The organism is Desulforamulus aeronauticus DSM 10349, from assembly GCF_900142375.1.
Taxonomy (GTDB): Bacteria; Bacillota; Desulfotomaculia; order Desulfotomaculales; family Desulfotomaculaceae; genus Desulfotomaculum; species Desulfotomaculum aeronauticum.
In genome coordinates this window covers 28,599-47,478 of the sequence record NZ_FRAR01000013.1, presented here as the reverse complement: position 1 = coordinate 47,478, position 18,880 = coordinate 28,599, and the positions used below count along the sequence as shown (strand labels likewise).

Sequence of the window (18,880 nt, the reverse complement as noted above, 5' to 3'; positions counted from 1 at the left end):
TGGCAAGGAAGAAATTATGACTCTTACTCAAGCTACCTGGAACTGTGCCAAGGTAATGTTGTCGTTAACGCTACCACTTCAAGTGTTCTTAAAACCTCCTGCGGAGCGAAATACCCATCACTTTTGCAATCAACAGTCTATTCGTATTCTCAAGAAGGATGGCTTTGGTAAGGAAGCTTTGCTGTATCAATCTTACCTAGATACCCTAAATGCCGGTTCAACCTGGTGTGATCGAGGGTTTAAAAATATCAGCCATTATTATGACTATGCAACGAATACGGGTCTATGGTGTGGACCGGATGCCCCCAGTGAATGCCGTCATTATTTCAAGCAGGCTATCAAACAATGGCAGCAAAACCGGCAAGAGAAAGCTCTCTTTTACGTAGGTGCAGCGACCCATATTTTGCAAGATCTTTGTGTTCCTCACCATGCCGCCGGGCTTATTTTGAAGGGTCACAAATACTTTGAAGACTGGGCCCGCAGTAATTACCATGATTTTACCACGAACTATGACGGACTCTATGAACTATCCTGTGAGCCTGATGAATGGGTTAAAAAAAATGCCGGTTTTTCCTTCACCTTTTTACCCCAGGTGGTAGAAGAACATGAGCCATCCGTGGAAAAGGCTGCTCAGGTTCTGCTTCAGCGTGCTCAAAGATCAACCGCAGGTTTCTTACAATTCTTCCTGCAATGCGTCACAAAAAAATAACCCCACCGGTAGAATTTCTTCGGTGGAGTTACCCTTCTGTGCAGCATTATTTTAGAAATTGGAAGAAGCCCAAGCCACTTAACAAAACTACAATAATGGCCGCAGGAGCTACAAAACGGACTGCTATTAAATAGAACTTAACAAAGGTGCGATTATTCAGGCTACCGCCATTGGAAAGTTCATCTGCCACGTCATATTTGCTCAGGCGCCAACCAACAAAGAGGGCTATAATAAGTCCGGTCAAAGGCATCATGATGTTGTCGGTAGCATAACCAAACAAGTCAAACATCGTCATGCCAAAAAGCTTAAAGTTAGCCAGTATACTATTAGATAGGGTAGCCGTACTACCAATCAGTGCCATCATCAAACCTGTCACCACAGTGGCACTTTTTCTGGACCATCCCAGTTCCTCGTTTAAATAAGCCACTGGCGTATTAAAGAGGGAAATCATGGCGCCAGTAGCAGCAATGGAAGCTAGGATAAAGAAAATAGTTAGGAAGAAGCCACCAAAGGGCATCGAATTAAATACCATCGGGATCGTCATAAATAACAGGGAAGCCCCTTTGTCAGGAGTAAAGCCAAAGGCAAACACGGCTGGAAAAATAGCCAAACCGGCTAACATGGAAACACAGGTATCCGCCAGCATAACCTTAACGCCGGTGCTAAATAAGCTTTCGCTTTTGCCAATGTAACTTCCGTAGGTGGTCATTACCCCCATACCCACGGATAATTTAAAGAAGGCTAAACCCATGGCAGCCAGAATGGTTGCTCCGGTAATTTTAGAGAAGTCCGGTTTAAACAAGAAAGCAATCCCCTCGCTGGCACCGGGTAATGTTACGGCCCGGATAACACAAACGATGAGTAGTAAAAAAAGTACCGGCAACAGCATTTTAGTTATTCGTTCGATACCTTTTTTCACTCCGGCCAGGATAATCGCACCGGTTACCAGAAGTACAATCCATTGCCAGATGAGCGGTGACCAGACCCCGGATATAAAGCCGGTAAAGGCCTGCTCAGACACCTTAGGATCGGTGGTTAGTAAACCACCACTCATAGCCTTAAAAATGTAGGCATACACCCAGCCAGCCACGGATGTATAATAGCTCATAATCAGGAAAGCCACTATCACACCCGAAATACCGGTAAGAAACCAAGGTGTACCAGGAGCCAGTCTTTTAAAAGCACCTACCGAAGCAGCATTACTGCGGCGCCCCATGATAAATTCGGAAATCATCACAGGTAAGCCGATTAAGCTTGCAAACAATAAATAAATAAGAATGAATGCGGCACCACCGTTTTCTCCGGTGACATAGGGGAACTTCCAAATGTTGCCAAGCCCCACGGCTGATCCCAAAGTAGCAGCAATAACTCCGAGGGTACTGCCAAAGCCTTCTCGATGACCCATGCTTGTTTGCGATAAGTTTGTTTGTGCCATCTTTGTCCTTCCTTTTGCTTAATTTTGTGTATTATTTAACTAACTAAAAACATCACAAACTTCATTTTAATATAAAAATCGACAATTCACCAGTCTTTAGGAAGCTTTTAATCTCTGGTTGTCTAGCAATATTTTTCTATTTTACCGTGTAACACTTTAGGTTTTGCTTCGTCTTAGAAAATGACTGATCCTTTAGCATAAAAATAAGGAGACAAGTGTTATGAAGAAACTTTATAGGAAGAGGTTCTACCCGGGGAATTTCAATTGGAAAAATTTTTATGTAAAAGTGTTTATCCCTTTCCTGGCTCTATCCTTACTCAGTGGCTGCACGATCAATGGTACAGGCTCTACTAAAACAGAGCAGTCCACAAAAGAAAAATATATTGTTACCGAAAATACTCACATTTTAAAAAGCGTCGAAAAAAACATCCTCGGGGATGAAGCAAAGGAAAAGGTTGTTCTTTATGCCGAGCAAGACAAAAACGGGATGCCCATCGCTTGGTCTGTGGTGGTGGATGATGTAGAAAAGATAAAATTGCCTGTCAAGGAAGAAGGACTCTATTCCTTCGCCGACTTAAAGTTCGAGGATGTAGACGGGGATCATAAAAATGAAGTCTTGGTTTACCGCCAATCCAGTGGCAGTGCCGGAGCCATGGGGCTAGCCATTTACAAACCACAAGAAGGTGCCGGGGCTTGGCAGCTACTTTTTGCTATTGAAGACCCCTTTGATTACGCTTCTGGCAGTGAAACGGGTCAGGAGAACAATGCGAGGTTCGAAGTAAAATACGCTGGTGATTATTACGTGGTTTTTAAAGACCATCAAACGGGATTAAAATCCACCATTCCGTTAGCAAAGGAAGAATACAAAGGTTCAGAAAGCTTACTCCAAACTATTAGTACCTGGATTGATCCCATCATTGATTACAGTCTGGTGGATCATGATGGCAATGGTGTAAAAGAGATCATCACTCTCCAAAGGGTAATTGGTATTTCCCACGTAGATACCCTGGCCCTCCTGAAAACCACGTATCAATTAAAAGGAGGGTATTATCAGGCCGTATCCCTCACTCTATATGACAACAAAGACAAACCCTTGGCAGAAGTAAAGTTATAATCAAAAAGGCAGGGTTAATTCTGCTCCATGCTCCTTAAGCCACTGGCGGTGTGCTTTATAAGCAGGACAGACGCTTTCTACCAACAACCAAAACTTTTTAGAATGATTCATTTCTCTCAAATGAGCAAGTTCATGTACCACTAGATAATCAATGATTGGTACTGGAGCCATGACCAGACGATAATTAAAATTTAGATTCCCCTGGCTGGAGCAACTGCCCCAGCGTGTCTTTTGATCTTTAATAGCAACCTGGTTATACTTAATATTTAATTTATGGCTAAAGAATTGTAGTCGTTGCTTAATAACCTCGCGGGCTTGGTGACGAAGCCAGCTTTCCAAAACATCTCGTATTTTCACCTGGTTCTGCTGGGGCAGCATAATGATTATTTTGTCTCCCACTATTTCGATCTGTGGTGCACCGGGTTGAAATACCGTAACCACACGATAGCTCTTACCTAAAAAACGAATGACTTGTGTCGCTGCCAAAGCATTCTTCTGTACCAGTTCCACTCTGCGGGAAAATAAGGCCAGCTTCTCCAAAATCCAGTTTTGTTTACTTTTTAGTAAGGTTTCCAACTGGTCCTGAGGGTAATTACTGGGCACTACCACCTCTAGTCCGTCGGAGGAGCTAATGGTAAAGCGCACATGTTTCGCCCGCCGACTTTCCCTAATCTGATAGGAAATAGGCTTGCCTCCCAGTTGAACTGTATGCATGTTTTTTCCCATTGCTTCTTTCATAGCATCAAACCCTTACATAAATTAATTACCCAATAGTATTCTCCAGGAGTTACCAGAAACCTTCCAAAAAAAGTAAAACCAAAGGAGTTATCCTTTGGTTAGATTAGATCATCCCAAATAATCTTCGATTTTCGTTTTGAGTTCTTTAACCCGTTCAATCATCATGGGGCTTACCTCAAAGAGGGTTTTACCAACAAGGTCGGCATTGACTGCTTCTAAAGCATAGGGCAATACCCCCAGTAGTGGCAAAGAACCCAGAGCCTCACGAATGTTTTCCTCCTGTCCTACTCCTACCTTATTAGCCACAGCATAGACTTTCTCCACACCTAAATCCTGAGCTAGTTGAACGGTAGCCTGGGCGGTTTGGAAACTTCTGCGGCCTGGTTCTACCACCACAATAAAGGCATCCACCCCTCTGGCCGTACCTCGGCTCATGTGTTCCAGTCCCGCTTCCATATCGACAACTATCGTTTCATCCTGTTCCAGTACTAAGTGATTAAGCAGCATCTTAACAAAGGTATTTTCCGGGCAGTAACAGCCGCTGCCCCCGGTGGAGGTAAGACCTAGCTGGAGCAACTTAACGCCATCCTTCTCAATCACATACCTCTCTGGGATATCATCCACCTTGGGATTTAAAGTAAACCACTGTCCGCTGTTGCCCGGTTCTGCGCCGGTGCGTTCTTTAATGAGTCTTCTGTCCTGGGTGATGGTGATTACCTGTGTTAGCTCCTGTGTCGTAAATCCCAAGGCCATACCCAAATTAGCATCTGGATCAGCATCCACAGCTAAAACCTTTTTACCCTCCCGGGCATAAAGGTGGCACAGTAAGGCCGAGAGAGTGGTTTTGCCCACACCACCCTTACCAGAAATGGCAATCTTCACACCGGATTTACCTGACATTTGTCTACCTCCTCAGAAAAACTTGGCTTGTTTACCTACCTGCCTGTGACCTTTAGGTTATGACCTAATAGGTTATGACCTTTAGGGTACGCCAAGTCTTTAGACCGTAGGCGGAAGCTTGGTTTGCCCTTATGCATGTCGGAAAGATGTTAGTTTAAACCCAACGCCTTTCTTTTTTGCTTAATTCTCTCAATAAGTAAGCCAGCAGCCTTAACTGGGTCTTCTTCGTAAATTAATTTTCCGCCGAATAGGCCATCGGTAGTAACAGGGAAGTTTTCTTTATCTGCTGTTAAAACATTGACCACTAAGGGTGATCCGGTGGCTTGGGGATTTACACCCACATGTACATCCACCCCACAGGCAATAAAGTAAGTACCAATAGACAATGCCTTGGGATGGTGTGTTTCCGGGCAAGAACCGGCCGCTGGCAGATCCTTCACGGCTACCCCCAGGTAATTAGCCAGTGCCACCAGGAGATCTGCCACACGGGAATTATCTACACAGCTACCCATATGCAGCGCCGGCGGTAATCCCGGTAAGCCATTGGCCTGCCCCACAGCGGTTAACACATTCCGAAGCCCTTCGCCGCAGTATTGTAAGCCCTCCGGACTTAAGAGGCCGAATTTACCCAGAGAGTGGGCGGAGCACCCGGTGGCAACCACCAGTACATTATTCTTAATTAATTCTTTGACCAAAGCGACGTTATCGTGATCTTGTTTTTTTCTGGGATTTGTACAACCAACAATGGCTACCGCACCAAGAATCTGGCCGCCCGCAATAGCATCTACCAGCGGTTTGAGGGGTTCTTCAGGATTGACTGCCCTGAGGGCTTCCACAATCTGCTCCACAGAAAAACCAGCATAGGCTTCGGTTACTTCGTTAGGAATATTTACTTTACGGGGGTCCCGTTTGGGGAAATTGGCAATGGCTCGCAGTACAATTTCTTTGGCGGCCTCATCAGCTCGCTCGGCAGTGAATTCCACGTGAGTCGCCCCGGCGATCTTGGAATAGGCTAAAGTGGTGATGATTTCCGTGTGATAACAACTAGCCACCGTCTGGATACCCGGCATAATGCACTGAATATCCACCACCATAGCCTCCAGTGCTCCGGTAACAATGGGTAATTCTTGACTGGCATAGTTGGTAGCCACCGGAACACCCCGGCGCATCAGCACTTCATTACCACTACAGCATACACCAACAACATTAATTCCTGTTGCCCCTACTTCCTTAGCTTTATCCGTTAACTTACCAGCCCATTCCACTACCTTTTCAGAGAGTAAGGGAATATGTCCATGTACCGATAAATTTACCATGTCTTCCTTGATGACACCCAGTCGATACTGGGATTTCACTGCAGTAGGGGTGCCAAATAAAATGTCCTGTAAATCAGTGGACATGTGCAAGCCGGCAAAGCCATCTACTAATCCCATGGTAACTGCTCCCAGCAAAAGATTGGCCGGATCGGCATCACCGCCCATCACCTGACGGGCCAATGATTTGGCAATTTCCAGGTGGGCGTTTACCGGCAGAAGGCCAAGCTTTTCCCATGTCTCTTTCGATTTATCCTGGGCACGGAGTTCTAACCAATTAAGAGTTCCATGTTGTTTTTGAAAATCTTCCATCGCCTTATCAGCTACTTCTTTAGCCAATTGGTTAGTGTCTTTTCCTTCACTGGACAGTCCTAACCCGGAGGCCACAGCCTTTAATTTTTCTACACCTTGGATTGTATAGGGGGCTTTTCCTGCCACCACTTCCAAAATAGCGTGGGCAACTTCCCTGGCATGCTCCGCATGACTGGCTGTTCCCTCGGTGACATTGCCAAGGAAATTTCTGGCCACAATGGTATCCACTCCGGCACCACAGACTCCTGCCTGGGCACCTTTACCGTTTGGCGCTATACGACAGGGTCCCTCCAGACAATGCTTACAGCAAACACCCGTAGCACCAAAACCACATTGGCTCATTTTTATGGCACGGTCAAAAGCGGTCTCAATGCCTTCGGCACGGGCCTTTTCCAACATCTGCTGAACCCCGGAATCCATAGACAGATCTTTTACATCCGGTAAACCTTTCATCAAAACACCCTCCTTTAAGTCAGAGTACAATATTTATGTTATTACTCAAAGCACACTAGTTTCCCTGCCATTAAATTATTAAAAAAATATGACTTTTTAGTCAAATAAGAAAGGACACCCTTCCGGTGCCCTTTCTTATTGCCTCTATTTGGTTAACTAATTACATCTTTTTCATTCCATTACCATTAACTTCCCACATTTCCGAGGGGGGAGTTAGAATAAGTGCCTCATCATGCCAGGTACAGGAAACCTCATCGGTGAGGGCCATAGCAATATTCTTAAGATGTTCACTAATTCTTAAATACGCATTGATCACATCCATATGAATGAAGCTGGTGTTCTCCGTCTCTTGGGCCCCTTTCTGCATCCGGGCAATATGGCTCATACGCAGACGAAACTCGAGATCGACGATATCCTCTTGGATGGTTTTAGCTTTCTCAGCCGCCATACAGCTATTGGTGGCAAAACCGGTGTTGACCACATGCAACAATTCAATAATCTTTCTATGCATGGTCATGATATCAGTATAACCCTCTGTAGAGAAATCCAGGTTGTTAACATATTTACTTTCTGCTTTAGAGAGCAGGTTCTTTTCTATGACATCCCCAATATGTTCATAATCCCGAACAATATGCACTAAACCCATCGTGCGGTTAAACTCGTCTTTGTTCAATTGCTGTCTTAACAAATGAGTTAGATACTTATTGGTGGCTGTAGAAAGAAGGTCAATATGATCTTCCTTCTTATGAATTTTCTCTGCCTGATCGGGATCATAGGATTTCAGCAAGGGATAGATATCCTTTGTCATATCAGTGACGTGATCTGAAATATGCATAATTTCTTTGGTTGCCATCCCAATCGCTAATTCCGGGCTGGTAAGCAGACTGTCATCCAGATATTTGGGTGTCACAGCGTTACCGGGTTCTTTCTTTTCAGGTACAATAAGTTCCAGTAAGCGAGCAAAGTGTGATACAAAGGGTACAAACAAAAGAGCTATGACTATATTAAAGAAGGTGTGAACGTTTGCCACTTGGAAACCTGTATTTGAAGTTATTTTCTGCATTAGCTCAGCAAAGGGAGTTACAAAAGGCAAGAATAACAACACCCCTACTACTTTAAAGAGTAGGTGGGCTGTGGCCACCCGCTGAGATTCCCGTGAAGACCCCAAGCTGGACAATACAGCCGTAAAAGCCGTTCCGATATTAGCTCCGAAGAGCATATAAATAGCCGGTTCTAGGGCAATTAAGTGCTGCATGGAAAGAAGCATAATAATACCGATGGTGGCTGCACTACTGTGAACCAAAAAAGTGAATACAGCCGCAACGATCATGGCCATAAGTGGACTGTCGCCCATTTGCAGCAACATTTTACTAAACATTGGGTCATCTCGTAAAGGATACATGGTATCGGACATAATTTTTAAGCCTAAAAACAACAAACCAAAACCGATCAAAACCTGACCGATCCGTTTATATTTGTGTTTCTTGGAGAAAAAGATAATGGTTGCCCCGATACCCACAATAGGCAGGGAAATCTCTGTGATTTTCAGTGCGATCAACTGTGCTGTTACCGTGGTACCGATATCCGCCCCTAGAATTACCGCAAGGGTTTGCCGTAAGCTAATAATGGAGGCACTGGTTAAACCCACCAAGATCACAGTGGTAGCAGTACTGCTTTGAAACAAAATGGTTACCAAAGCTCCTAAGCCCATCGCGATAATACGATTTTTGGTAAGTGAGGTTAAAGCCTCTCTCAGCCTCTTACCGGCAATCTTTTGTAAACCCTCACTCAGTATATACATACCGTACAGTAAAAGCCCCATACCACCGATTATATTTAATGCTGCTGATTGCCAGCTCATAGTAACTACCCCCCTTCTCCTAGAACTTGGTACTTTTTTCACAAGTTTAACTAACAAAAAACGGTGCCAATGCTACCGTTACTTCTTAACATAAACTTAATAATTAGATTTTAATTGATTAGTCATATTGTGTCAAATCTTTACAATGTGGCTGGCTTTAAAATACCTTCAATTGCCCGGTGTTTAGACCGGGCAATTGCCATTTTAAGAATTATTTAATTTTTCTCTTTTATATATTTGCCTTTTGCCCTCGTTTGCAGACTACATGCCACCGCCCTTGACCAGAAACAGCTTCTTCCGTTCCAGTGGCACCACCGGAGATAATTAGACGTAGGGCTTGATCCACCGGCGTATCAACAACTGTAACAAATTCTTTTGGAACCCAGTACATATCCCCGGATACTTGCATGGTTTGTGGGAAATATACTCCCACTAGTTCCCTACCCAATTTATCCCGGAAAGAGCATTCCTTAACTGTTAGGAAACCTAATCGAGAAACCGTTTCATTGAGATTCACTAACACAACTGTATCAAATTTTTTCTCGTCCCCAGCTAATGATTTTAATGCGTCTTTAATGGTGTTATAAATATTTTTAACACCTGGCATTTGGTAAATAAAGCCTTCTATTAATTTTAATATTTTTTTGGATATCCACCAATTAGCTACCATACCAATCAAACATACTACAGCAATGACAAAAATAAAATCAACGCCCCAAGGCAATTCTTCCTTCACTATTGGGTAGAGAATAGCATTTCCAATGCCCGCTACCTGGGAATATATAAAGGCCAGGATATAAAAAGTGCCCAGCAAGGGTAATAACATCAACAGTCCCTTCACAAAATAGATCGATAGTTTCTTCATAAATCTCCTCCACAATAAATCAGTTCTTAGGCATGTTCTACCTATCATTATATTCTGCTGGCTACTATTTTTCTATCATATTTTCCAACAACACCATAATTATAAAGGATAAACATAAAAATCATTATCCATAGAAGCAAAATAAACCCCCTGTATGCTGAATTCAACACGCAAGGGGTTTGTTCTTGAAGCATAGGGCTTAGAATCCATAAAAACTATGTAATGACTCTAGCCAGAATAATTTGCCTGCCTGCTATATCATGCATTTGAATATCGTCAAAGCCTGCTTGCTTTAACCAATCGGTATACTGTTGAAGGGTCCAGGTGCCACCGGTTTGCGTATTCACTAGCATATTTACTGCAAAGAGCTCTGCCCTTTTACTTACGCCCCTTACAAAATCGAGTATAGCAATACGGCCATTTGGCTTTAACACTTTGTGTACTCTCTTAAATAAAAGAGTATTTCCTTCTGGACCATAAATATGACATATATTTCCTAAAAAAGCCAAGTCAAACTGTCCTTCAATGACTTCCTCGGTAAAATCACCCGGAACAAACTTAATTCGTTCGTTCTCTAGAAGATTTTTCTCCATCACTTCGCAGACCTCTGGTTTGTCTTGAACCGTTACCTCAGCACCTGCCGCAGCAAAGGGCCGGGCATAATTGAGGGGGCCACCTCCCAAATCCAATACCTTGGAACCAATCGGTAAATCCCGCAAACAAATAGTAATAATATCGTCAGAGGTTTCCTTGGCACTTTTTTTCATAGCCGCCATAAACCCTTTTATATCCTGTTGATCGCGCACCCTTTCCAAAGGTGCCCCTGTTTTTAGTACCTCAGGAATTGTAGTCCACGCTTTTATCACATTAAAAGTATGAATAAGGGAATAGCCTACATATTTGTCGCTTTGTTCATTAAACAATATTTCCTCTGCTTCAGAAGTCAGACTGTACTTATCCGAATTAAACTGTAAGTAACCAAGGGAGACTAACGACTCATTAACTGTCCAGAGGGCCCGCAAATCAAAATCAAGTTTTTTTGCCAATTCTTCTAAGGAGCAGGAACCTTGTTTTAGGATATCAAAAATTCCAGTTTGTAAGGCCGCACCTACAACCAATAACTCCTGTGGTGCTACAGGGTTTGTTAAATTAGGCATCTTGACCCCTCCCTATTAATACCAGGTTTTTATTAAGTATATCAGACCCCTCCCCCCTTTTTCTATAACTAGTATGCTCCTTTAAAACCTATTGTAAGAATTTTTTATCACCGTGCTGTAAAATAAGCAGCCTCTGAGCTCAATGGAACCTTGAACTCAGAGGCTGTTGAAACATCCATTGCCAGAGTTGGCAATCCCATTTACTGTGGCTCGCAAAGTGGTCTCCTAATAATTGATAAATTTCTTTTCTTTCCATAATATAAACTGAATTGCTTTAGCCTCACATTAATCCTTCTGAAGACACATAAATCAACTTAATGAAGGAACAGCAGTTGTTACTTCTAGTTCCTTACTGTTTATTGCATTGTTTTGACCATATCTCTTTTATTTGGTTTGCCTGTTCCTGCGTGATAATTCCTGCCTTAACTACTTCTTCTAATCTTTTAATTTTGGCTTGCTTCCAATACTCATGGCGTTCTTCTTTTGATAAATTCTTTATTTTTTCCCGCTCTGCTTTTCTGTCAGCCACTTTAGATTGGCGATATTCAACCCACTTGTCGGCTTGTTCTTGGGAGATAATCTTCTGGGAAACAAATTCCTTCATCATGTCATTAAAGTGATGCTTTCCATGACATACTTGAGAATAGGTTTGATTTGGCACTGGTGAGATATCCGTGTTAGCAATGGCACTGGCTCCAAAGGATACTACAGAGGTTCCAATGATAACTGCACCGAGAAAATTTCTAATTTTTTGTGTTCTCTTCATATAATCCCACCCTTCGATTTTAGCAAACCTAATTAAACTCTGTTTAGGTTCACATTAATCTTATCTTGAGCTTTTTTAAATAAAAATATTAATCCATCTTCCGCACGTATTGTAAAAATAGACTACTATAAAAGAGAGATAGATTTAAAATTTATTTGATTACATCTAAATCATTTTCCGTGAGTAGATTATTATCCAATATTTTTAACGTATCTTTCACATAAAATTAATTTTAGTGTTACTTTAATTTTAAAAAATAAAAACCCGTAAGTCCTTATAAATTAAGGATTTACGAGTTTCTTGATGTGTCAGTTATGGTGCGCCTGACAGGAATCGAACCTGTGCACTATTTTTTTCTAGTGCTTGAATTTAAAGGACTTGAGGCATTTTAGAGTATATCCATTCCGAATTTTATTCCGAATCCAAAACCATTCTGAATTTATTCCGACTGTTGTTTTGCCATAACCGAATCCATAATATTTAGACCTTTTCTAATTAAATGTGCATATGTCCTGGTTATTGTTTCAATTGTGTCTCCAATTAGATACGCTACTTCTGCCAATGTATAACCAGAATCAAGCATTATTGAAACTGCGGTATGTCTTAAATCATGGACTCTCATGTGTGGCAAACCAGATTTATTTAACATTCGATTAAAAGTATTTCTTACTGCACTAGAACTAATAGGCTTCCCATTCTCTTGAAAAATGAGTGAATTATTAATACTAATAGTTTGTACTTTTTTTGTTCCTTTAATTTCTTTAAGTAAATTCATGGTTTCTTGATCTAGAATAATGGTTCGTAAACTATTCATTGTTTTAGGTTCATCTTTTACAGTACGTTTACGAATATTTACAGACCTTTGAATAGTAATGGCATTTTTTGTAAAATTAACATCTTTCCATTTTAATCCTAATACTTCTCCTAGTCTCATTCCAGTTACTAGTAAGATTAGAATAATAGGGTAATGTTTATAGCCTTTACCAAGTTCTTTGAGAATTTTAATTTCGTCCCAATTTAAAACTCTGCGCTCTTTACGTGAATTCTTGGGTGGAGTTAAACCTATAGTAACATCTTTAATAAGCAAGTCCCATTTTATTGCTCTACGAATTGCTGTACGTAAAGTACCATAGATACCTTTAATGGTTTTAGGAGACAATTCATTCTGTAAAGGTCTTAATTTGTCTTCTAAAATTAAAGGTTTAAGATCAACTAATTTAATTTTACCAATGTATGGGGTTAACCTATTAACATGATAACTATACGTTTCAAAAGTTCTTTCATCTATTTCTGATTTAATCTTTTCCAACCAATATTGCAAATAATCCTTCATAGACATTAAAGAATCTAAATTACTATTTTGTTTAAGTTGCGCTTCAAATACATTTGCAAATTGTTTGGCCTCTGGTTTACTCCCCTCAAATTTTTTGCTTTTTGTAATTTTTTTACCATTACTATCTTTGCCTAGATAAACTGTGATTACATAAGCATTCTTCTTATCCTTTAATTTTTTTATTTGTGCCATTTTTTATCTCCTCATAAAATAAAGAGAAGATTAAGGTATATTATTGTTTCAACAATAACATACCCTCTTCCTTTATATTTTAAAATAATTCATTGTATTTTTACTGGAAATGTACTCATTTACTGCTTTTTGTGTAACCCGTAAACCCCTTACGCCTGTTTTAAATGATTCAATTTCTCCAGAATAGACCATTGAATAAACATCCTGCTTTCTTCTTTTAAGTAATTTAGCAAGCTGTGGGATAGTATAAATTTCCATATATAATCACCTTTTATTTTTAGATTTAATTTGCTGAAGGTATATACCAACATTCTAATAACCGAAAATAAATTAAGCAGGGAAAACGCTCCCTGCTTTTCACTGTTTATATAACCTTCTTTCTATTATTAAAACACAAATATATTTGTAGTCGTTTGTAATTATATTTATATTTTAATAATATATATATTTATAGTAACATTAATAATAATATCTTGCATATTGTATCAGTTTTAGTTTATACTAAAGTTAATTTTTAAAGAAAGGTGCTAAAATTATGAAAGTAGAGATAGATTATGAGTTTGTTTCAGACGAAGAATTTGAAGAAATAAAAAAGAATTGTACTAGGTTACTCTTTAATTTATATATGAAAATTTAAAAGATAAAGGGTGATATTATGAAAACAGATACAAAATGGAAAGTTACTAGGGAATTTGAATATGATAAAAAAGTAACCGAAGAAGAAATTAGTGAAATCTACAATATAGTGTTTTCTATATTTAATGGTGATGATTATGAGTAAAAATAAAGAAATTAAAATTACAGGTGAATTTATTGAAGATCCAAATGCAACGAAAGAAGAGATAGATAACATATTTAAACAAATAATAAAAATTCTATCGACTCCGTAAAATAAATTGTGTAAACTCCGTGAATATAAGGCAGTTAAGAAAAGTAACCAAATTAAAGAGCATTTCCCTCAACGATGAATCGCTGACAAAAATGCTCTACCTGGTTACAATGAATGTTATTAAGAAATGGACCCAGAGGGTCAAGGATTGGGTACTTATCCTGATGACAGATTAAGGGGTCAGGTCTAGGTTTTATGGAGTTTACACAAAACTCTTTACAGACCCATAAAAACTAACCCAAATTACTATTTATAAAGGCCTTGATACTCCCCTCATTTTTAATCCTTTTATAATATCTCCATATACATAATTTGCTATTTTCTTTCCATTTTTACTTATATCAAAGGCATCCTTAACATTAAAAGTAATATTAACATTAGGAATTTCTATGTTTTGACTAACTGTATCCCTGCCAATTTTCCCACCTTTGGCAAAAACGTTATATTCCTTTGGAATTACGGCCTCACCAGCGTGGAGAAGTGCCAATCCTGTAGTTGGGACAAAAGGTGTTCCTTGAGCATAAGCAGGATATTTATCACTACCACCCCCATCGTCTGACATTTCACTTTGTGCTGAACGCCATGATGATAACTGATTTTTAACCCAATTTACTTTGCTACTAATCCAAGAACTAATACTATCCCAAACACTTCGAATTCCATTCCAAAAAGAAGAGAATAATTGTGATCCTGCACTATAGAAACTACTAGAAAATCCTTTAACTGAAGATACCGCACTAGATATTGCCGAATTAAGCCAACTAGTAATGGATGACCATACCCCACGAAAAGCATTATATAAAGCATTCATGATAGAACTTCCCAGTGATTGGAAATTACTAATTGAATTACTTAATATTGTCTTAATAGTGGTTAGTCCTAAATTGAATAAATTCTGTATCAATTTAAATATATTACTAGTGAGATTTGAGAGTTCTTTTCCAAATTTATCCCAATCTCCTTTTAATAATGCTGTAGCAGTTTTGAAAATTCCAGTGATAATATCAAAAGCAGTTCTTATTACTTGACCAATTCCATCAAAAATTTCTTTGTTTTGGATATAGCAATATTGCAAAATCCCGATAAAAGCACCAATTAAACTACCAACAGTGGTAAACAATGATCCAATAAAATTCAATGTACCACCTATAATAGCCTTAATTTGTGGCATATTTGCCTGAATCCAATTAGCAAAATCACTCATGATAGGTAAAACCTGTTGACCCATAGGTATTAAAATGCTTGTTTCCAAACCTCTTCCAATACCGGTTAATGCCTGACCGAAAGAATCATATCGAACACTATTGATCTGATTGAGAGCATCAACGTCTAGTTTTGCATAGTCACCAATGTCTCCAAGTGCTTTAATTCCTTCTATACCTAGATCCTCAAACATAGTACCGAATAATGCCACACCTGCAGTATTTTGAGCAAGTGGATTATCCATTTGTCCTAATCGAGTAATTACATCCTGGAATGCCTTTTCAGCCCCTTCTCCACCTTGAGCAAAGGTATTAAACATCTCCTCGGCATTTAACCCTAATAATTCAAATCCTTCTGCACTAGTTGTAGACATGTCCTTACTACGAATGGAGAATTCCTTAATTGCGTCACCAACTTTGTCAATTTGAAACGCACCAGATTTAGCCCCTTGAATAAGTGTATCAGTGAATTCTTCTGCACTAATACCAAGTTGAGAAAAATGTGGAGCATATTCTTTTAGAACCTCTGTTAAGTCACCGTTTTTATTTGCGCCTTGTTGTGCCCCTTGTGCCATGAGATTATAAGCTTGTTCCGCTGTAACCCCAAAGTTAGCCATCAAAGCATTAACTGTATCAATACTCTCCCCTACGTCCATGTCAAAGGTATCTCTCATCATTAAGGCTGTCTGAGTTGTATTTTCCAACTCTTGTCCTGTTAAACCTAATGTCTGGTTAACCCTGGCCATGCTTTGAGCAATATCTTCAAAACTTTCGCCACGATTATTAGCATAAATATTAGTTAATGATTCTTCTAATTGTTGCATTTCATCAGTTGTAGCACCTGTTTGTGCAGCCAATAAATTTAATGATTGTTGCAGTTCATCGGCACTTTTTATGCCTTTTATCGCCATGCCCCCAAGGGCAATACCAACAGTAGCAATCCCAGCTATAACGGCACCCTTAAGAAACGTAGTAAAATTGCCCATTCTACCTTCAAATCTATCTACATTACCTTCAGCATTCTGCATTCTGGAGGTAAAATCATTATCATTCAAAATTAAATTATAAGAATAGGTTGCTAAATCAATTACTGAAGCCATAATTTTTCACCTCCTTTGCAAATAAAAAAAGGATAATAAGCCAATAAACTTACTACCCTTTTTGATAGAATCCCGAATTCCTTAATTTATCTAAATCTGGTTCAGTCTCATACAACCTCTTAGATTTCGCTAATAGCTCCCTACCTTCAGAAGTTGATTGAAGATCAAATAAACGAAAATGCTTCAATAACGAAAGAAAAACTGCATAAGGCAGTTTCATAATCTCAAAATAACTCATCTTGCTTTTTGACATAAGATAAGCAATATTCTCCATCATTTCAAAATTATCAAAACCCCCAGAACCTTCACCTACTCCTTGTTGGTAGATTCTAGGGAATTGAAGTTTGGGTCTTTTACAATCTCATTAATGAATAACATGGTCTGTTCAAGGATGATTTTCATATGCCGGATATCATTAAATCTTTCCTTTATTAAATCCATCGTAATGTTTTTAGATTTATCCAAAGACAAAATATCAATCATCATTTTTCTACCTAAGTTAATTGAGTCCTCTTCTTTCTCAACCTTCGTAATCTTTTGTTGATATGCGTTTAGTTTCAGCATAAAATCCAAGTCGATTTCACCAGGAATAACATACTCTTCACCTTTAATATCTCTAAAAATCAAAGGTTCTCTAAGTAACACTGATAGATCAATAATTTTACTCATTTTTATATCATATCTCCTTTATTTATATTTCTTGAAATGTCTCAACAATCTCAACTAACGTTCCATCATTAGTAGCCAATGCACTAAATTGATAACCCACCGATAGAGGTTTCTCTTTATCAAATGCAAAACTGAAACCATTTGTATTTTGAGCTTTTAAGATATTGACTGTAATTGTCCCGCTTCCATCCTTCTTAGTGTGGATAAAGCGCAAATAATTCACGGGTAGCATCCCTCTTCCCCCAATTTTAACAATTTTAGTCTTTGTGGCAGCATCAGTTGTTACAGCAGCAGGTGCAAGTAGTGCCAGATTATCAACTTTCCATGTGAGGATTCCACAGTCAAATGTAACCTCTTCTTTTGTAACAAATCTCATAATTGTGCCTCTATTCGCACTACCAATCTCTTGAATTGATGGTTTATACTCTAATGATGCACCGCTTTCAATAGCACCAATATTTTTTAATGCTGCTTCAATTGTTGCTTCATCAGCAGTTTCAGGGTTTGCTACTACTCCCAGGTAAAGTTCCCCGCTTCCTAAGACAATAGGGTCAGATACTTGATAATCTAAAGCCATATTATATAACCTTCTTTCTTTTTAAATTTGGCATAAAAAATAGACAACCATTTCATAGTTGCCTGTATTTTCATTCTTAACCTGTCCACCACCATTAAGTAGTTTTGTACTCCTAATGACAGTTTCACTATTTTTTATAATCTTTTCCCCTCTAGGGTCATCTAATAAATTGATTAACCTGCTCTGAATTGCAATGAGTTTATGCAAATCCTTGCTTATCAATCGAAATTCAAATTGATAATCCTTTACGAATCCACCAGTGATAGGTTTAAAAAAATAGACTATATATGTATCATCTTTCTTTTCTGTGGGCTTCTCCACCAAGTAGATAGAATCACGATTATCCAGTAAGGATTTTAACTGTAAATCCTGTAGTAAATAACTTCTAATAACTTTCATGGAGTCAAAACCTCTCTAATTTTATTAATAATTATTTGTTGGTTTTGATCTACTGCTGTCTCAAGATAAGGGGTATGTCTTTCTGCCCAATATGCATACTCAACATTAGAGCCAACACTTCCAACAGTTTTATTTTCGTCACTTTCAACCGCATGAGTAATTGACCTTCGAAGTGTACCAGTTTCTACAGGGCAATTAAGTTTTGCATCTGCTTCAACAATCAAACAAACTTCTTGTACTGCCCTTTCCCTTCTTTGGGCAACATCTTGAATTACTCTTATAAACAGACTATTTATCATATAACATCACATCCATGTAATCATCCCATTCAATAATCTTTTTCACCATATATCTTTGTCCGGCTTCATCTATGACTATTGAACCATTTTTAATATCAGAATCCAAATTACAAAAAACTCTTTTTGTAACCTGCTCCCGAAACCCATAATCACGATAAAGTAATTCACTAGAATATGGCTGAATATCACAAGGAATAGTTTTTAATACTGTTTCTATTCCAACATGATAAATTCCCAAATCATCAACAGTACCTTCACTAATGGTCAACAAACTAAGGCTTTTATTATAAAACATCTACCCCACCACCTTAATTTTAGGTAAAGGTAAGCAGGATTTTATTGATTCTGGAATACCATCTACAATGGTTTTGCTTCTACTTCCTTGGGATTGTTGTATAACCCCTTGTGAGTCCCTATTCTTATAAAAGAAAATAGCTAAATCAACCACAAGGCCATTAAGTGATTCAGGTATTAAATCAATATTGCAGTATGATTTTATAGCATTTTGTGATTTATTCAGATAATGATTTAAAATATTATCCTTAGAGGTATCTAGCAAATCAATTCCTAATAATTCTTTTATTAAATCAAGCATAT

The 18,880-nt window shown here is 38.9% G+C and carries 20 protein-coding genes and 1 pseudogene; 4 read left to right on the top strand and 17 right to left on the bottom strand.

All coding sequences use genetic code 11. The annotated features are described in order from the left end of the window. Positions 1-16: 16 nt before the first annotated feature. Positions 17-709, top strand: coding sequence for a zinc dependent phospholipase C family protein (locus BUA78_RS08750; RefSeq protein ID WP_072913527.1), 693 nt, complete (start codon positions 17-19; stop codon positions 707-709). Positions 710-755: 46 nt separating this feature from the next. Here BUA78_RS08750 and BUA78_RS08745 read toward each other — a convergent pair whose 3' ends face one another. Then, the gene (locus BUA78_RS08745; RefSeq protein ID WP_072913338.1) at positions 756-2,144 is read right to left on the bottom strand and encodes a sodium-dependent transporter; all 1,389 of its coding nucleotides are present in this window, start codon (positions 2,142-2,144) and stop codon (positions 756-758) included. Positions 2,145-2,364: 220 nt separating this feature from the next. Here BUA78_RS08745 and BUA78_RS08740 point away from each other — a divergent pair, with 220 nt between their 5' ends. Next, a complete protein-coding gene (locus BUA78_RS08740) occupies positions 2,365-3,258 on the top strand; it encodes a hypothetical protein (protein WP_238456770.1) in 894 nt (297 codons plus the stop codon). Here the strand turns inward: BUA78_RS08740 and BUA78_RS08735 are convergent, their stop codons facing one another. The 9 genes from BUA78_RS08735 to BUA78_RS08695 all read right to left on the bottom strand — a co-directional run bounded on the left by BUA78_RS08735 (position 3,259) and on the right by BUA78_RS08695 (position 13,406). Further along, positions 3,259-3,996 (bottom strand): M48 family metallopeptidase, encoded by a 738-nt coding sequence (locus BUA78_RS08735; protein ID WP_139257309.1) that lies wholly within the window; start codon positions 3,994-3,996, stop codon positions 3,259-3,261. A 108-nt stretch (positions 3,997-4,104) separates the two neighbouring features. Further along, on the bottom strand, positions 4,105-4,896 hold the full coding sequence (locus tag BUA78_RS08730) for an ATP-binding protein (RefSeq protein WP_072913336.1): 792 nt from the start codon (positions 4,894-4,896) through the stop codon (positions 4,105-4,107). Positions 4,897-5,045: 149 nt separating this feature from the next. Then, the gene (gene cooS / locus BUA78_RS08725) at positions 5,046-6,974 is read right to left on the bottom strand and encodes an anaerobic carbon-monoxide dehydrogenase catalytic subunit (protein WP_072913334.1); all 1,929 of its coding nucleotides are present in this window, start codon (positions 6,972-6,974) and stop codon (positions 5,046-5,048) included. 160 nt (positions 6,975-7,134) lie between these two features. Continuing rightward, positions 7,135-8,835 carry a Na/Pi cotransporter family protein gene (locus tag BUA78_RS08720; protein ID WP_072913332.1) on the bottom strand — a complete coding sequence of 567 codons (1,701 nt, stop codon included), beginning with the start codon at positions 8,833-8,835 and terminating at the stop codon, positions 7,135-7,137. A gap of 229 nt (positions 8,836-9,064) precedes the next feature. Continuing rightward, positions 9,065-9,700 carry a DUF502 domain-containing protein gene (locus BUA78_RS08715; protein WP_072913330.1) on the bottom strand — a complete coding sequence of 212 codons (636 nt, stop codon included), beginning with the start codon at positions 9,698-9,700 and terminating at the stop codon, positions 9,065-9,067. Positions 9,701-9,915: 215 nt separating this feature from the next. After that, positions 9,916-10,857, bottom strand: a complete 942-nt coding sequence (locus BUA78_RS08710; RefSeq protein ID WP_072913328.1) for a methyltransferase — start codon at positions 10,855-10,857, stop codon at positions 9,916-9,918. Positions 10,858-11,206: 349 nt separating this feature from the next. Continuing rightward, entirely contained in the window at positions 11,207-11,623 is a 417-nt protein-coding gene (locus BUA78_RS08705; protein ID WP_072913327.1) for a hypothetical protein, read from the bottom strand. A gap of 439 nt (positions 11,624-12,062) precedes the next feature. Beyond that, on the bottom strand, positions 12,063-13,148 hold the full coding sequence (locus BUA78_RS08700) for a tyrosine-type recombinase/integrase (RefSeq protein ID WP_072913325.1): 1,086 nt from the start codon (positions 13,146-13,148) through the stop codon (positions 12,063-12,065). Between the two features lie 72 nt (positions 13,149-13,220). Continuing rightward, positions 13,221-13,406 carry a helix-turn-helix domain-containing protein gene (locus BUA78_RS08695; RefSeq protein WP_072913323.1) on the bottom strand — a complete coding sequence of 62 codons (186 nt, stop codon included), beginning with the start codon at positions 13,404-13,406 and terminating at the stop codon, positions 13,221-13,223. A gap of 397 nt (positions 13,407-13,803) precedes the next feature. Between BUA78_RS08695 and BUA78_RS20840 the strand changes: the two genes are divergently transcribed. Continuing rightward, the gene (locus BUA78_RS20840; RefSeq protein WP_274377383.1) at positions 13,804-13,929 is read left to right on the top strand and encodes a hypothetical protein; all 126 of its coding nucleotides are present in this window, start codon (positions 13,804-13,806) and stop codon (positions 13,927-13,929) included. A 137-nt stretch (positions 13,930-14,066) separates the two neighbouring features. Then, positions 14,067-14,213, top strand: a pseudogene (locus BUA78_RS20630) (IS256 family transposase); the annotation flags it as partial. 74 nt (positions 14,214-14,287) lie between these two features. Here BUA78_RS20630 and BUA78_RS08690 read toward each other — a convergent pair. The 7 genes from BUA78_RS08690 to BUA78_RS08655 all read right to left on the bottom strand — a co-directional run bounded on the left by BUA78_RS08690 (position 14,288) and on the right by BUA78_RS08655 (position 18,878). Further along, positions 14,288-16,339, bottom strand: coding sequence for a phage tail tape measure protein (locus BUA78_RS08690; protein WP_072913320.1), 2,052 nt, complete (start codon positions 16,337-16,339; stop codon positions 14,288-14,290). A gap of 309 nt (positions 16,340-16,648) precedes the next feature. After that, positions 16,649-17,008, bottom strand: coding sequence for a hypothetical protein (locus BUA78_RS08680; protein WP_072913314.1), 360 nt, complete (start codon positions 17,006-17,008; stop codon positions 16,649-16,651). Between the two features lie 22 nt (positions 17,009-17,030). Continuing rightward, a complete protein-coding gene (locus BUA78_RS08675) occupies positions 17,031-17,585 on the bottom strand; it encodes a hypothetical protein (protein WP_072913311.1) in 555 nt (184 codons plus the stop codon). 21 nt (positions 17,586-17,606) lie between these two features. Further along, positions 17,607-17,984: a hypothetical protein gene (locus BUA78_RS08670; RefSeq protein ID WP_072913309.1), complete on the bottom strand. Its 378-nt coding sequence runs from the start codon at positions 17,982-17,984 to the stop codon at positions 17,607-17,609. Beyond that, positions 17,981-18,283, bottom strand: coding sequence for an HK97 gp10 family phage protein (locus tag BUA78_RS08665; RefSeq protein WP_072913306.1), 303 nt, complete (start codon positions 18,281-18,283; stop codon positions 17,981-17,983). Before BUA78_RS08665 ends, BUA78_RS08670 begins: the two co-directional genes overlap by 4 nt. Next, entirely contained in the window at positions 18,273-18,578 is a 306-nt protein-coding gene (locus BUA78_RS08660; protein WP_072913303.1) for a hypothetical protein, read from the bottom strand. Before BUA78_RS08660 ends, BUA78_RS08665 begins: the two co-directional genes overlap by 11 nt. Then, positions 18,579-18,878: a phage head-tail connector protein gene (locus tag BUA78_RS08655; RefSeq protein ID WP_072913300.1), complete on the bottom strand. Its 300-nt coding sequence runs from the start codon at positions 18,876-18,878 to the stop codon at positions 18,579-18,581. Positions 18,879-18,880: the final 2 nt, after the last annotated feature.